Origin of the sequence: Pedosphaera parvula Ellin514 (genome assembly GCF_000172555.1) — a bacterium.
GTDB lineage: Bacteria > Verrucomicrobiota > Verrucomicrobiia > Limisphaerales > Pedosphaeraceae > Pedosphaera.
On record NZ_ABOX02000028.1, the window covers coordinates 65429 to 81301 of the forward strand.

Consider the following 15873-nt stretch of genomic DNA (forward strand, 5'->3'; position numbering starts at 1 on the left):
CATTTAATAGTTGCCAGCAAGTAGCCCCAGAGGCAGGGCGCTCACAGTTGGAGAGGTAAGGTTTGTGGTCTATCTGCAAAATTCTTTGTTGCCTTTTTTACCACGATTGCTAATTCATACGCAGGAAAAGAGGGAAATGTTCTCCTGCCGTCAGTCAGGGAGTCATACCTCAAAATACAAAATTGGGATTATATGTTGTTTCTTATAAGTCGTGTGTTAGGGAGTCGTTTTAAGACACATTTGGGCGGGCGCCTACCAATGGTTTGTTTGATTCTGGCCGCATGCACTGCTCAATTGGCGCACGCTGACATTCAACTGGTGAGCTTGGCGAGCAGTTGGAGTTATCAGCAGACAACCAATTTGGATGGGGTCAACTGGCAGTTACCGAGTTATGATGACTCTAATTGGTCCTCTGGCAATGCTTTGCTTTATGTCGAGAACAACTTCCTGGTCACCCCAAAAAACACGCTGCTGACCATCGGACGTAACACTTATTACTTTCGGAAACATTTCACTTTCCCGGTTGAGGTTACAAACGTCTATGTTGCTGTTTCCGCATACATAGATGACGGCGCTGTTTTTTATCTAAATGGACAGGAGATTCAGCGCGTTCGCATGCCCGCGTCGCCGGCCCCCATCACTTACACGAATCTGGCAACTGCCACCCCGCCAGGAGGGGACGCAACCGCAGCCGACACTTTCGTCATTTCAGGTGCGAGCCTCACCAACCTCATCAAGGGAGACAACGTGCTATCGGTGGAGGTTCATCAGAACGTGACCAACAGTGACGACATCGTTTTCGGGGCTTCCGTCGTTGCGAAGTTCACCAATTCTCCGCCTGTCCTGTTTCATCAACCAGTTGATGTTGTCGTAATGGACGGACGGCCAGCGGCGCTGGCAGCCTCGATTGACGGGAATCCTGTGCCCGCCTTCCAATGGTTTAAATCTGGTGTGGCGGTTCCGAATGCAACCAATTCAGCTTTGATATTTTCTGCTGCTTATCCTACGGATGCCGGGGTATACTCGCTGGCCGCAACGAACATCTACGGAGCTCTGATCACCAGCAACGCAGTGCTGACAGTTCTCGATGACACGAACCCTCCTGTCCTGCTTTCGGCTTATGCGCAGAAGAACGGAACGAATATCTCACTCACTTTTTCTGAACCGGTGCTGCCCTCCACTTTGACGGCATCTAATAACCTGGAAATCTTCCAAGCCGCAGTTCCGACCAACCGTCTGTCGATTTTAAGTGTGGTCCCGTCGGGCAACTCCGCCGCGGTGCTGACAACCGCACCTCGAATCCCGGGAGTGAACTACACGTTGAGGGTCAACGGCATTCGAGACATCTCCTCTCTCAGCAACCTGATCGCCGCCGATACTGAACTTCCACTGAGCTATCAGGTGGATCTCCTGCCTGTGGATGCGCAGACCCTATGGAAATACTATCCAGTCGGACAATTGCCAGGCACGAACTGGGCTTCGCCAGATTTTGATGATTCTTCATGGTTGTCAGGCGCACCCGTCTTCCAGGCCGGCACACCGTTGCCCAGCACGACTGATCCCTTGCGCACCATCCTGCCACTCAACTCTGGATCAAACGCTTTCCAAACTTATTACTTTCGAACTTTTTTCGATCTGCCTGGCCCAGTAGATACGAATACCATCCGACTGCATGACCTGGTGGATGATGGTGCAATATTTTATCTAAACGGCAGCGAAGTCTTTAGCATCGGAATGCCGCCCGTTCGGCCAGCGGTTTATTCGACTGCGGCCTCACGCTCCATCAGTACCGCAGTATATGAGCCGCCACCAGGCTTTACGCCCTGGACCATCGCGCCGACCAATCTGGCCGCCGCGCGGAACTTCCTTGCTGTCGAGGTACATCAGTCCACGAACGGACTTTCTGACGTGGCGTTTTCGGCGATTCTCGAAGCCACCGTCACTGGCTATTATCCGCGTCCACAATTGTCTATCCCATCAGTTATTCTGGAAGGCGCTGGGACGCTCGCTGGTCAGGGACAACTAACCATTCTCGAGCCGTTATCGAGCGATCTTGTTTTGCAATTGAGCTCCAGTTCCACAGGTGACATAGGTGTGCCGTCCAGCGTCAAGATTCCTGCTGGTGCAACCAATGCCGCCTTCGACCTTGTCATCGGAGACAATTTCCTAGTGGATGGTCCGCGCACGGTTTCCTTGATGGTAACCGGAACGAATGTAGTTCCTAACACTGCCGCTGCCCAAGTTTTGGATAATGAAACCAACCTCATTAGTTTTGTGATTTCGCCCACCGTATCGGAAACCAATGGAACCATTCTCGGCGAGGTGCACTTCAGCCAGGCCTCGATCAATCCCATCTCGGTGGCCCTGACTTCAAGCGATCCTACTGCGTTAGTTTTGCCGCCTTCGGTGATGATGCCAGCCGGTGCCACCTCATCCGTTTTTCAAGCCTCGGTGTTGGACGACCTCCTTCTTGATGGGCCTCGATTCGTGACGTTAGCCGCATCCGTGCCGAGTTGGACGACAGCCTCAACGACGGTACAGGTCAATGACGATGAGCGGGCTACGATTGCTTTGCAGTTACCAGTCTCGGTCGTTGAAGGAAACGGAACCTTGACCAATGCAGGCAAGGTCACCCTGGGAGGAATTGCGGTTTCCAATGTGACTGTGGCGTTCCAGTCCAGTGACCAGAACAGCCTGATACCCCCGACCAACGTCACAATTCTCGCCGGACAATCCAATGTGTTTTTTAATCTTGGCGTTGGAGATAATTTGATTGTCGACGGCGATCGATTCGTGGGCATCGCCGCCAGCGCCCCAGGCTTTACGAGCGTGAGCAATGTCGTCAAGGTGGTGGACAACGACCCTCATCACATTCGATTCGGTTCAGTCCTGCCGCTTACCGACACCAACTCAGTATTTGGCATTCAACTCACCGCCCAGAATGCCGATGGCTCAGTCCAGACAAATTTCAACGGGAGGTTGAGCATGATTGCAGAAGGGCTCGAAGGGGTATTGCCCGTAGAACCGACCAACAGTGGAAACTTTGTTCGCGGCCAGCTGTTTCTCAATTGCCGGGTGACCATGCCCGGTCATGCTGTCCGTCTTCGTGCCTTGGAGTATCCAGGCCAGAGCGATCCATTTAATGTGATCCCGCCACCGTTCTTTGCGATTGCTCAACCGGTGGCAGATATTGTCTGGCACGCAGCCTCGCAAACCTTGCTGGCTTCCGTGCCCGCCTCCGCCAGCAATTATTCCAACTGCATCGTGGCGATTGACCCAGCGACCGGTTTGGTAACGAATTCCTACCCGGTTGCATACAATCCCAGCCAGATGGAAATTTCTCCCGACGGGAATTATCTCTATGTTGCCATTAGCAACCGCACAATCCTACAGCGGTTCGACCTGAACACCCGAACCGCAGGGCTCAAGGTTTTGCTGGGAACCAGTGCCACTACCTTCCGCTTCGCCTACGACTTCTGCATTCCTCCCGGTTTTTCCAACTCCGTGGTGGTGGCGGCGAGAGACCAGGACACTATCGGCAATACCTCTCTGGCGGGGATCTGGCGCTATGACAATGGGGCGGCGGTTTCGTTACCGTCCTTCACCGGTAGCGGCGGATGGAGGACCGAAAGCCTGAATACAGGCCGCGACGTCATCTTGTCGCCTCCTTTGTCGCGTGGGGATGCCGAAACCGGTACGATCCTCGTTAGCACCACGAATTCCCTGGGAAGGGACATGAATTTTCGCGACGGCCAACTTTTTGACGACCAGGGTAACTTTTATACTTCCACAGATCTCAGGCTGCTGGGAACTTTTCCAAATGTCATCGAAAGACTTAATAATAACGCTCTGCCCGCAGTAAATTCCATGTTGCGGCGTGTTTTCTATCTGGCGGGATATTTTAATTTTGGTCAAAGTATCTACAAACTAAAAGTTTACGATCGTGATTTACTGCAGCCGCTCCTCGAACTGCCCGTCCCGGCCACTCCCGGAACTCCCACACGTTTCCTCCAATGGAATACTAACGGCCTCGCTTATGTCACCAGTAACAATCAGCTCTGGTTCGTCCAGCCGGAAGCGGTTCAGCCTACCAATCCTCCAGCCGAGTTAGGACTCTCATACTCCTCGCTACCGCCGACTGCGGTTGTGGGCACGGACTACACCTTCTCGCTTTCGTTGTCGAACGCCGGCCCAGGCACCGCCTCCCTCGTTCGTGTGACCAATGCGTTGCCGGTCAATGCCACGTTGGTACAAATCTCACCATCAACGGGCATTGTTGTTCCCACCAATTCGGCTTTTACGTGGAATGTGGCTGCTTTACCTGCAGGCTCGGATGTCACCCTCCAGGTCACTCTGCGCTTCAACACTGGAGGCTGGCAGACGAATACTACATGGGCTTTGGGATTCGAAGCTGATCCAGTTCCTGCAAACAGCAGCTTAACGCTCCCAATTTTCGTGCAGCTACCAACAACGGTCCCGGGTGCCTTTGCCGTAAATTGTTCAAGTGAGGATCTGATGTATGATCCAGTGCGGGATCGGTTGCTGCTTTCGGTCGGCAGTGGAATAGTTTCCAATCAGACTAATGGGCTCGCAGTGTTCAATCCATATAACGGTGTGACCGAGTCCTTCACTGCCTTGGGCAAGAAACCGTCCAAGCTTGCTCGTTCCTATGATGGAACATCTTTGTACGTCTCACTGCCAGATGATGCCCTGGTGCGAAGGCTTAATCTGCCGACGTTGAGCCAGAATTTGGAATTTGGTCTGGGGGGTGAATACATTTATGGCGTTTGGTATCCTTTTTATGCGAATGATTTTGCGAGTGTGCCGGGCGATTCGGATTCATTGGTGGCCTTTCGGGTTCGTCGGGCAGGTCCAATGGCTGACGAGTTTGGGGAGGGGTTAGCCTTGTTTCAGAATGGTGTCATGCGCACCAACGTGACTGAAACTGGGGGCTCGTGGAAGGTTGAGTTCGACAATGACACCGGAACCCTTTTTGGTTTCAACCTTGGGGACCTTCGGCGCTGCTCATTTGATTCAAATGGTGTCTCGTTTATTGAGCAATATCCCGCTTTTGCTTCGTACTCTGCAGGTAATGATATCGAGTATGGTGCGGGTCATTTATTCACCACCGCCGGCAAAATGGTTGATTATCAGCCATTCCGCCTAGCATGGGTTTTTTCCGGCGCCGAGAACGCCACCTTGGTTGAGCCAGATGCAGTTTCCCGCCGCGTATTTTATTTGGTGCAAACGAACGGCTGGCAGATAAGGGCTTATGATGTGCAGAACCGGTTGTTGCTGGGAAATATTCCAGTGCCCAATGTTCTGGGAACCCCCAGCACACTCATCCGTTGGGGGACGAATGGCCTGGCTTTCCGCACCTCAAGCAACCAGCTTTACGTGGTTCGCTCGCCGCTTATTTCCTCCAATGCAGCGACAGATATTGCGCTGAAACTTAATGGTCCCGGGACTCCCATCTCCCTGGGCAGTAACGCAGTGTTTACTTTGACGATTACAAACCAAGGCTCCGTCCTGGCAACTGGCATACAAGTTACCAACACCTTTTCTTCGGCCATGAATCTGGTCTCTGCAGTCAGCAGTGCTGGAACTTGGATGACTAATTATGGGGTTTTGATTTGGACTTTGCCCGCGTTGGGCGTCGGAGAACAGGCCACTTTGTCCTACACCATTACCCCTGGACAGACTGGATTGTTTACCGCCATAGTGATCGCCAGTGAGGACACACCGGACCTTCAACCCGGTAACAACAAAGCCATGCGAAGCGTGCTCGTTGGCACGCCACCCACTCTCGATAACGCAATCGCCCTGTTCCTTCCTGTCAATGGCATGGTTTGGTCGCCCTCAGTTGGGAGATTGCTTCTCACTTCGTCGACCAATACGCCAAACTGGGGTGGAGCGCTTTTGTCTGTCGATCCTACGACACTTGCCGTTCAATTTGAATCTTCACTGGGCGCCGATGCAGGACGCCTGGCAATCTCCCGCGATGACCTTTTAACGTGGCGGGGGTGGACTATGGTGTGAGCGCCATTATTATACCTGGCCTGACGCTTGCGAACCAATTCGTAATCAACCCAATGGACCCCAAGGGATTTGCCTATGACATGAAGATCGTTCCGGGCTTGAATCAGACCGTTGTGGTTGCAAGCAAAAGCCGGACCGACAACTCAACCTGGCTTGGAGCATATGAACAGGGGATTCTACGGACGAATAGTGACTTTTTCTATAGCACAGGGTTGAGCCTCGAATTCGGCAACGACCCTTCACTGCTCTACAGCGAGGACTATACGGGGGCGGGCTTTCGCCGTTACACGGTCGATGCGGGAGGAATCACTTTATTGGACGGGACTGCAAGCTTGCTTCCTACGTTTACTCCCATGGATATCGTTTGGAATGCTGGGAGGATTTACAGTTCCGTTGGCAACGTCATCAACCCTATAAACCGCACGATCGTGGGGACCATTGCAGGGATTCCTGCAGGTTCTCGTGTTGTCTATGACACGGTGGAAGGGCGTGTTTTCTATCTCTGCCCTGGGGCCAACCAGGCTGTGCTGCGGGCGTTTGACGGTCCGACGCTGCTTCCCATTGGCAGCAGGACAATCCCTGGCGTCAGCGGCTCGACTGCGAATTTCGTGCGATGGGGTATTGACGGTTTTGCATTCACTACGAGCAGCGGCCAACTGATCAGCTTCCACAGCAGCCTAGTGGCCACCAATCCGCCAGCGGATGTTGCAATCTCACTCGTACATCGCCCGGCTCCGTATATTTTCGGCAGCAATGTTCAGGCAACCATCACCATTACAAATACCGGCCCCAATGTGGCAACGGATGTGGCTTGGGCCAACACTTTGCCGGTTGGAACAATCATCGCCAACGCCACGTCGTCCTCGGGCAGCCTTGTAATTGCTTCCAATACCGTCTCGGGAGTCCTGCCAACGCTTGCCGTTGGAGCTTCGGCTACTGTAAGCGTCGTGTTCCTGCCTTCAGCCACAGGAATCGTCACCAACCAGGTTGTAGTCACCTCCTCCTCGATTGACCCTGTGTTTACAAACAATCTCTATTCCGCGCTGCTCTGGGTACAACCTGCTTCAGGTTTGCCGGCTACGATATCTCTTGGGCTGCCAGTCAAGGACCTTGAGCGCGATCCAATCCGGCCATTGCTATATGCCAGCTTTGGTGCAAATGCCGGGGCGATTGCAAATAGCGTGGCAATAATTGATCCGATTAACGGGAGTATTAGCTCACCAGTCCTCGTCGGTTCTGATCCGGGAAAACTGGCTGCCTCGCCCGACGGTCAATTTTTATATGTCGCACTCGATGGGGAAGGGGTCGTTAAAAAGTTGGCTTTGCCAAATTTGAGTTGGGTTGGTTCATTCCCTGTTCCTCAAAATCAAACGGTGAGTAGAATGGTTGTTTCACCTGTCAATTCTGACATGGTGGTGATCCGCCGAATGCCGGATGCCATAACTAGCTTGCACATTGCCGGTGTGCACCAGCCAGGGGAACTGGGCAGCCAGGGTTTGTTCGCATTCTCTCAAGCCAGCGGGCAACTCTTTGGCTGCGATGGATTCCATAGCAATGTAAAACTTTACCAGTTGAATACCGGGACGAATGGGTTGACCCTTCTCGATGGCCAGGCTGGTAAGCAAAGCCAGTCAACGGACCTGAAATCTTCAAGTGCATTCCTCTTTTTCAATGGAGGGATGATCGTCAATCCCGCTACCAAGCGCGTGCGTGCTGTCATGCCCGTGCCTTACAACTCCTTAGTCGAACCTGATTCAGGCTGTGGCAGGGCCTTTTACCTTACCCCTGCCGGTAGCACCTGGACGTTGCGCGCTTTCGACATAGACCAGGGTATTGAGGTGGGATCCTTGCCCATAGTTCTGTCGGGCACGCCACAACGCCTGCTACGTTGGGGAACCGATGGACTCGCTCTTTACACCGCAAACTCCCAAATACTCATTTTGCGGGGACAGCTCGTTCCTACCAATCCGCCGATTGATTTGGTAATTCATCAATCGGTTGGCTCGTCTATCGCCACGACTAATGACACGTTAAATATTTCGCTCCAGCTCACGAACCTTGGGCCCGTAACCGCCTCTGGAGTCGTGGTTACTCAGGCGTTTTCGCTGTCAGTCACGAATCTCACATTTGGCGGAACGGACGGTACCGCCACCTACACCAATGGCATTGCGACCTGGCGGGTAGGCAATCTGTCGACTGGCACCGTGGCTTCCTTGAATGTCTCTCTGCGTGTCTTAAAGCCCGGAACCTTCACCGTGTCGGCTGGCGCATATCACAACCTCAATGATTCATTCTGGGGCAATAATACAGCGCTCAACTCGATCAATATTTTCAATCCGGCAGCGTCCAACGTGCTTCAAGTCCTGCTGCCTACGCGCGACCTCGTTTATGATGCCGTTCGTGATCGGCTCTATGCCTCAACTCCTGCTACCAACGGGCTTGCTGGTAATCTTGTGGCGGTGATCGATCCTGCCAGCGGAACAATGGAGCGTGCCTTCCCGGCCGGATCTGAGCCTGATCAACTCGCGCTCTCCGAGGACAGCCGGTTCTTGCATACGGCGCTGGATGGGGCCATGGGTGTGCAGCGTTTTGACCTGCAATCGAACATTGCGGACCTCTCGTTCTCGTTCGGCACAAATGATATTTATTTTGCTCAGGATCTGAAAGTGCAGCCTGGCCATCCTGAAACCATCGCGGCATCGCTCGGCTCATTCAATTTTGCATCCGGATATCCCAGCGATGTTGTGGTCTACGATGCCGGGGTGCCGAGGAGTCTAAGGGGTGGGCCTTCGCGGGGAGTTACTTTTTCCTCGGAAGGTTCGTATTTGTTCGGCTACGTGTCTCCGAGCTTAAGCTTCGGGTTTATGCGCATGAAATTAGGGGATGCTGGTTTTGTTTCTTCCGAAAATTTGCCTGGGTTTACTTCCGGCCCGGGGGACCTTAAATTCAGCAACGGTCGACTCTATAGCTCTTCAGGTCAGGTGCTGGATCCATATGCCCCGGTGCTCATCGGCTCACTTTCAGCCTCAGGAACCAAGGCGATTGATCCTGACGTGGGACGGGCATTCTACCTTTCGCAGAATGGAACAAATTGGGAACTCCGTGCCTTTGATTTGGCAACACTCCAATCCACGGGAACGCAGGTCGTCGCCAACGTGCAAGGCACTCCAAGCAGTCTGGTCCGCTGCGGCACTGATCGCCTCGCCTTCCGCACCTCCAGCAACCAACTTTTTATCGTCCATAGCCAATTGGTGCCGACCAATCAAGTCGGATTTGCAGACTTGGCTGTCAGTCAGCAGGCCGCGCAGGATCATTCAGCCCCCAACGAAACTTTGCGATTTACGATTACGGTGACCAACCGCGGCCCAAGTGCTGCAACCAACGTGCTCCTCGCGATCCAACCACCCGCACCCATCGCGTCGTTGACAATTCAACTGCCTCAAGGATCGAGCTCCAATGTCAACGGCAATTACCTTTGCAACCTCGGCACGGTTGGGGTTGGCCAAAGCCTGGCTGTCGTCCTGAGCACAGTTATCACCAACTCGGCACGGTATTCGAATTCAGTCAGTGTTTCAGCATATACGCTTGATTCAAATCCTTCCAATAATACATCCGCCATTGACATGCAGGGGCTCTTCTTCCAACGCTCCGATAGCACGAAAATTTACACCGCCGCGACCACTGCAATGGCCTACGATCCCGTGGGACAACGATTGTTTGCAGCCTTGTCTCCCAGCGGCGCGACCAACCAACTCGCCTGGTTCGATCCGCAGTCGGGAGTGATGATGGGAAGTAAAATCCTAGATATCATCTCGCCTACCTCGATGCTGATTACTGAGGATGGCCAGTATCTGTATCTCTCCTCCAAGAACATCGGACAGGTGCAGCGAATCAATCTGCCCTCGCTAACTGTGGATCTGAGTTTCACGCCACCCGGCGCAACGGCTGTCCCTGCCTTGGCCTTGGTGCCGGGAAATCCAAGATCAGTCGTCCTCACTTACTGGGTCACCAATACCCCCATCGCAGCTGTCTTTGACGACGCAACGCCGCGCCCCAATCAGATTATTGGCAACCAGTTTACCTTGTTGGCTGGGGCTACGGATGCACCTGCGGTCTATGGCTATTCCTATGTCGGTACGGGGATTCCGGACGTCTATCGAATGAACCTTACGGCCTCTGGGATGCAGCCCCTTGACTACGGACCAAAGGATACTCCATGGGGGAACCAGACGCAGATGAGCTATGCTTCAGGTCGATTGTTCTTCGCGAGCGGCTCGGTAATGAATCCGTCCAGCTGGACCCAGGAACAAAGTTTTACATTGCCGTACTACGGGCTTTCCATGGCCCTGCTTCCTGGCGCAGACCGCGCCACGTTTTTGACCGGCGATAGCGTCAGTGGGTTCCTTGCTCATTTTTGCATCGATTCCATCAGCAGCCGGCAGCAGTTGGCTCAAATTGATGTCCGTCTCAGCACTTTGGGATTTGGGAATCTCACGTACTGTGGCGCCGATCGGTTTGCCTTTCGCAGTCCGAATGAGATTGTGTTTATTCGGTCCAGCGCCATCCCGGCCGCAGACCTGACCTTGCATTCGTCTCTCTCCACCAATCAAATCATGGTCGGGGACACCGTGAGTCTTCAGTTGGTGGTTTCGAATGCTGGTCCGTATGCGGTCTCCGGCGTATTCCTTAGCAACAACCTGCCCGTCGGCCTGAACATTGTTACTTCCTCTCTGACTCAAGGAACGGTCAATGCCAATGCACACCAGGTAATTGCTTCCATTGGGACACTCGCAACGAATGGCACGGCGACACTCAATCTGGTTCTTTCGCCAGACGGAGCAACTTTGGGCTCCGTGACAGTCTCAAGCGACGTGTCCGGATCAAATCTTTCCGATCCAATTCCCTTCAATAACCACGCCATTCAGCAACTTCTGGTGTTGCCAAAGGATAGCGATCACGACGGGATTCCCGACGACTGGGAATTGGCGCATGGGCTTAATCCGTTCGATGCCTCCGACGCGCTGTTGGATTCGGACTGTGACGGAAAATCCAATCTTGAAGAGTATCTGGCGGGCACTGACCCGATGGTGTTCGACGGTTTGAGAATTGTTTCCATGCAGTCTGACCACGATGGCGGGTTTAAACTAGTGGTGCACGGCGCCATTGGGAAAACCTATGCCATCGAGACCTCAACCAATGTTACCGAATGGTCAGAACTCAAATCATTCGTATGTACTGCAGACAATCAAGAGGTTCGGGTTCTCTCGACAGGCTCCATTCAAAAATCCTTCTATCGTCTCCATACCTCGACTAATGCGCCGCTGCCTCTGCTGACTTTGATCAACAGCTCAGCCGCCACCAATGCACCTTTGCTCCAGGTTACTGCTCCACCCGGATATTATTATGCCTTGCAGACCTCAACCAACCTGGTGGATTGGACCGTGGCAACAAATTTCTACGCCACCTCCTGCACTTCCCTGATCTCGGGCTCCCACTCCCCCGTGACTGGAAGCGTCTTTTATCGGGTGAAATCCGAGTAAGTGTGAACAGCCGGGAGGAGGCATACAAGCGTGGACGCCAGTCGCTCTATCCGACGAAGATTAGGAGACCAAGCGGATGCCAACGAGAAGCGACTTAAAGCAGGGCTGGAAGATGCAGGAGAACCACAACCACTCCATTTTGTTCTGCAAGGTTCCTACGCGATGCGTACGACGGTGCAGCATCCAAAGAATGATTACGACATTGACGATGGAGTTGTCTTCTCGCGTGAATTTTTGAAGGGAGCACAAGGGGCCGATAAGACCGCTCTCGATGCGCGAAAAATGGTATGTGAGGCGCTTTACGACGATGCTTTCAATCGGGTGCCCGAAGTGAGGACTAACCGTGTTCGCGTGTATTACAACGAGGGCCATCATGTTGATGTTCCCGTGTATCGAATGGAGAACCCGGATTCAGAAAGTACGCTTTATGAGTTGGCTAGTTCCGACTGGAAGGAGTCGAACCCAGAAGCGGTGACTAAATGGTTTCAAAAGCAACTTGAAGCAAAACATTTGTCTGAGGAAAAGGATGGACACCATCAAATGAGGCGGCTGCTCCGATTGCTTAAAAATTCGCCATTAGCCGTGACAGCTGGAACATGCCAAGCGGTTTCGTCCTCACCGTGCTCACGGACGAGAAATATTCGACCTATCAACAGCGTGAGGATCAGGCCTTTTACAATCTTCTCCAGGTATTGAAATCTCGTTTGGATTATAATTTGGTTGTTCAGCATCCAATCCTCTTTGAAAGCCTTACCGTGACTAACGACGATGCTTGCATGAGAGAGTTGCGTGAGCGAATAAAGTGGGCACTTTCGGAACTTGAGGTTTTGAAGACAACCGACTCAAAGGCAAAGGCTTTGAAAGCGTGGAAGAAGGTGTTTAATACTGACTACTTCGATGATTGGATTGAAGAAAATAATGCAAACTGTTCCGTAGTTATCGCGAACGAAGAACCGACCGGGCCGGTTCTCAAAGCTGGAGGAGGCCGGTTTGGCTGAGCGATCTAAAATTGTTCAGCAGTTGCGAGAGGAACAAATCAGGGAGATCAATGAGTTCCTGATCTCTAATTTCTCTGCCCGGCTTCTCACTGACCATGAGCTAGCTCACGAAGGGCGCATCTTCGCGGGTTGGCTCATCGAGATATCCGCGGACGGACGCCAATTCGGTGTCCGTGTCCTAATTGGAAGAGAGTTTCCCTTCCATCCCCCCGAAATATATCTACAGGATGCTTCCTACCATCTTAAATTCCCACATGTTGAGAAAACTGGGAAGCTCTGCCTGACTCCCGTTCAAGCCTCATTCTCTCCCGCACGCCCGAAGCAGATGGTGAAATATCTTCTTGATCAAGCTCGTCAACTGCTTGTGGATTCGCTCGCCGGGACAAACCGTGAGGATTTTATTACCGAATTCCAAAGTTATTGGCCAGGTCACCTACCTGAAAAAACTGTTCCCTTCTACCGTATTCTGGAACCAAAAGAGGAAAGCCGGATCGTTCATTATTGGTCAGGGAGCACCTTTACGCTATTTGCGGAGACAATTGCTGAATGTCGCGAGTGGGTCAAAAATATCAACGGCGGCAGTTTGCCGAAAGGAATGGAGATCTACCCCTCCGTTTTTGTCTGGTTGCAAACGCCGCTGTATCCGGATGACTACCCAATGACTACCCAGTTACAAGTGCGACCTTCCGACGTTTGGCACAATCGTCGAACCCGAACATTGACCAACTTCTGACTAAGATCGCTCCTCAGAATGCACGAACTCTGGCAGTAACGTTTGGGTTCCCAACAAGCGAAGGAGCAGTTTTTGCAGGCTTGGTGCTGAAAGAGCCGAAAATCAACTCGATCGCCAGTAAGGTTACTCGCAATTCCAAGACTGACGGTTTCCGGCAGGGAAGAATCCCTAATGACGTTCTTCTGAATAGGTATTTTGGGGCAACGTCTGCTAGTGGATCAAGTGTGTTTCGGGCCGATGCTGCGTGGATTCAAAAGCGGGGTGGTAGTGGGCGCAATTCTGAGCTGCACAAAAAGCGCGTTGGTATATTCGGTTGTGGTGCGTTGGGAGCAGATATCACTTTCCTTCTTGCCAAAAAGTGGAGTGGGTGCCCTTTACCTCGTGGACAATCAGGTGCTTTCGGTCGACAATGTCGGGCGACATCTGCTAAGTGAAGTTACAAAAGTTATTGCAAAAATGTCCGTAACCAAAAGGTTTTTGCCAGTATGCCTGCTTTGCGCCGGGTTTCCGTCCTGCTGAGGGAAAGGACCCAGCGTTCGGCAAAGGAAGCAGTCGACCTGGATCAGTTCCAATTCCAACAGAAGAACCAACGCTTCCGGTGAGTGGATCGATGGTGACGACACTTTGTCGGTATGCTGTGGAGCTTCCAAGGACGCCAGCCAAGATCTTTTGATGCACTGGATCATAAGCAAAGTCCGAAATGGGCAAGTTTAGAACCTGGGCCGCGATGATGTCGAATGGGTTGCTTAGGCCACTATGCCCAAGACCATCAGTCACAGTGATCACAACACCCGTGTTCGCAGCCGCCAGAGTTACAGGCCCGCTCCATACTCCGTTGGTGAATGGTCCAACGACGAATGGTTGAACGGTGACGCTTCCTGAGGCTCCACTGGCCGCAAGATTAGCGTTTCCAGAGTAGCCGCTGAGAACTATTCCGCTGAGATTTTCAGCGTAAACGGTCAGAGTGAACGGTTGCCCCGCTACCTGGATAGAAGGAAAGGGCGCGACGGCGAATTGGGAAATGCCATTGTCTATCACCATTACGCTCCGGATGGCATTGGTAAAGCCGACAGCGCTGGCTGTCACGAGAACAAACTGATTGCCATCGTTTAACGTGTCATTGGGCGCGATGACATTGAATGATGCGCTGGTTTGTCCGGCCGCAATGGTCAGACTGTCAGGTAACAGTAATTTCGTGGGAATGTTGTTGGTAAAACTGATAACCAGATTGGACGTCAGAATCCCTGAGAGGGAGACGGTGCCTGCATTGGTAATCATGCCACTGCCAGCTGTGATTTGAGTCGGTAAGCCCAGCGTCAGCCTGAAGTTTTCATTGTCTGTAACTTGAATCGTTCCCTGGCCAGAAGTCCACCCGGGCACGGTCGCGGAAATCATCGCCGACACGTTGCCATCAATCCGGTTGTTATCGGGTGCGATGATGCTGAAACCGACTGAAACCTGTCCTGCAGGCAAAACGACGTAGTCTGGAACCTGGAGCCTATCGGGTTGATTCGAAGAGAGGCGGATGCGGACCGGTTGGGCAGAGGGTGCACTAGAAAAAATGGACCCTGAAATGGAGGCGCTTTCGGTGACGAACGAAGGGACCGAGACTGTTAGCGTGAGGCCGGATTGATCGTAATTGGTGATGGTGTCGCTGGCAGTCTCCCATCCAGAAGCCGATGCAAGAATGGTGACCGCCAGCGGTCCGGTCACCAAACCATCATTAAAATTGGTGACGTTGAAAAGGGCATTGGTCTGTCCCGCGAGGACTGTGACATTGGCGGGCACTGCAATTTCAAGTGGCAGGCTGCTGGAAAGCGTCACCGTGAGATTGTTGGTCAAAGGCTGTGGCAGACTGACAATGCCTTGTCCAACTAATCCCGGAGTCGCTTTGAAAGCTGCGTGGGGCACCTGCAGTGCCAGTGCATCGCGACGTCTTACCAGCAGTGGTGTGCTGTCACCGGAATGCCCCGCATTCTCGTCTGCGCGAAGGATTGCGTTCGTTGCGCCAGTGCCAGCTACGATCTGCCCACTCCAAACGCCATTGGTAAGGTAGACGAGCGAAGGCTGGGTAGGAGAAATGGTGTATCCACCTAGAAACGGGATGGACAAACCCGGGTTAAACACGCCAATGCTATTGGTAGTCAGCAGCCAATCCGCCGAATTGTGATGGCTAAGATAACCGCTTCGTTGATAGGAAAAGGTGGGGGATGAGAAGTTGATGATGCCAGGGGGGCCGCTCCATAGATCATTATCAATTGATATAGGCAGCGTAATTAGCCCTGGCAACGCAAGCTGACCTGCGCAAAAGAAATCAATTCCATTGCCACCGGCATCAAGGAGCAGAACCACCTCAGGGAAGTTGGGAGAAGTGAACCAATTCAGATTGATACCAGTGGCGAAAGCGGGGTATGATCCGGGAAAGGAGCCGCCTCCGGTAACTTGGAAAACCCCTCCACTGGGACAAATGGTGCCCGTTGGGAACGCAAACGTCACCCGTGGTGCCGGCCAACTCGTACTATCATAGAAAACGACCTTCCATCCGCTCACATCCACTGGATTT

Annotated in this window: 6 protein-coding genes; 5 read left to right on the forward strand and 1 reads right to left on the reverse strand. The window is 52.7% G+C overall.

Annotated features, from left to right (window positions below; all coding sequences use genetic code 11):
• Positions 1–267 precede the first annotated feature (267 nt).
• Genes CFLAV_RS19770 through CFLAV_RS19785 form a run of 5 tightly spaced genes read left to right on the forward strand, consistent with a single transcriptional unit; the run spans position 268 to position 13310 of the window.
• Positions 268–6039, forward strand: coding sequence for an immunoglobulin domain-containing protein (locus CFLAV_RS19770; protein ID WP_237712425.1), 5772 nt, complete (start codon positions 268–270; stop codon positions 6037–6039).
• Positions 6036–11579: a DUF11 domain-containing protein gene (locus tag CFLAV_RS19775; protein ID WP_150107508.1), complete on the forward strand. Its 5544-nt coding sequence runs from the start codon at positions 6036–6038 to the stop codon at positions 11577–11579. Before CFLAV_RS19770 ends, CFLAV_RS19775 begins: the two co-directional genes overlap by 4 nt.
• Positions 11580–11609: 30 nt before the next feature.
• A complete protein-coding gene (locus CFLAV_RS37890) occupies positions 11610–12275 on the forward strand; it encodes a nucleotidyltransferase domain-containing protein (protein WP_425500534.1) in 666 nt (221 codons plus the stop codon).
• Complete coding sequence (locus CFLAV_RS32735) at positions 12176–12577, forward strand: hypothetical protein (RefSeq protein WP_007416589.1); 402 nt, start codon at positions 12176–12178, stop codon at positions 12575–12577. Before CFLAV_RS37890 ends, CFLAV_RS32735 begins: the two co-directional genes overlap by 100 nt.
• Positions 12570–13310 (forward strand): E2/UBC family protein, encoded by a 741-nt coding sequence (locus tag CFLAV_RS19785; protein WP_007416590.1) that lies wholly within the window; start codon positions 12570–12572, stop codon positions 13308–13310. The genes CFLAV_RS32735 and CFLAV_RS19785 overlap by 8 nt, the downstream gene beginning before the upstream one ends.
• A 426-nt stretch (positions 13311–13736) precedes the next feature.
• On the opposite strand, the gene CFLAV_RS35625 is transcribed toward CFLAV_RS19785, so the two are convergent.
• Positions 13737–15873 (reverse strand): lamin tail domain-containing protein (locus tag CFLAV_RS35625; RefSeq protein ID WP_007416592.1); only part of this gene is annotated, 2137 nt, incomplete at its 5' end.